Origin of the sequence: Pseudoalteromonas sp. S1609, from assembly GCF_005887255.1 — a bacterium.
In the GTDB taxonomy this organism is placed as follows: Bacteria; Pseudomonadota; Gammaproteobacteria; order Enterobacterales; family Alteromonadaceae; genus Pseudoalteromonas.
In genome coordinates this window covers 1-375 of the sequence record NZ_PNDJ01000174.1, presented here as the reverse complement: position 1 = coordinate 375, position 375 = coordinate 1, and the positions used below count along the sequence as shown (strand labels likewise).

Annotated in this window: 3 tRNA genes; all 3 read right to left on the bottom strand. The window is 46.7% G+C overall.

Annotated features, from left to right (window positions below):
• Nucleotides 1-20: 20 nt before the first annotated feature.
• A tRNA-Leu gene (locus CWB76_RS19310) sits at nucleotides 21-107 on the bottom strand.
• Nucleotides 108-146: 39 nt separating this feature from the next.
• Nucleotides 147-222: transfer RNA gene (locus tag CWB76_RS19305), tRNA-Gly, on the bottom strand.
• 63 nt (nucleotides 223-285) lie between these two features.
• Nucleotides 286-372 (bottom strand) — tRNA-Leu (locus tag CWB76_RS19300).
• Nucleotides 373-375 lie beyond the last annotated feature (3 nt).

Genomic DNA, 375 nt, shown 5'->3' with positions numbered 1-375 from the left:
ACTTGGGCAATAATTAAAAGTGGAGCCCGAGGCCGGACTTGAACCGGCACGACTTGTTAGTCGAGGGATTTTAAATCCCTTGTGTCTACCAATTCCACCACTCGGGCATCGAGTTTGCTATTTAAAGCAAGTGGATAAAACTAATATGGAGCGGCACACGAGGCTCGAACTCGTGACCTCGACCTTGGCAAGGTCGCGCTCTACCAACTGAGCTAGTGCCGCATCATATTAATTCTAAATAATTTTTATAAGTTACATATTGGTGTATATAACCAAACCACAAAGTGGTGCCCGAGGCCGGACTTGAACCGGCACGACTTGTTAGTCGAGGGATTTTAAATCCCTTGTGTCTACCAATTCCACCACTCGGGCATC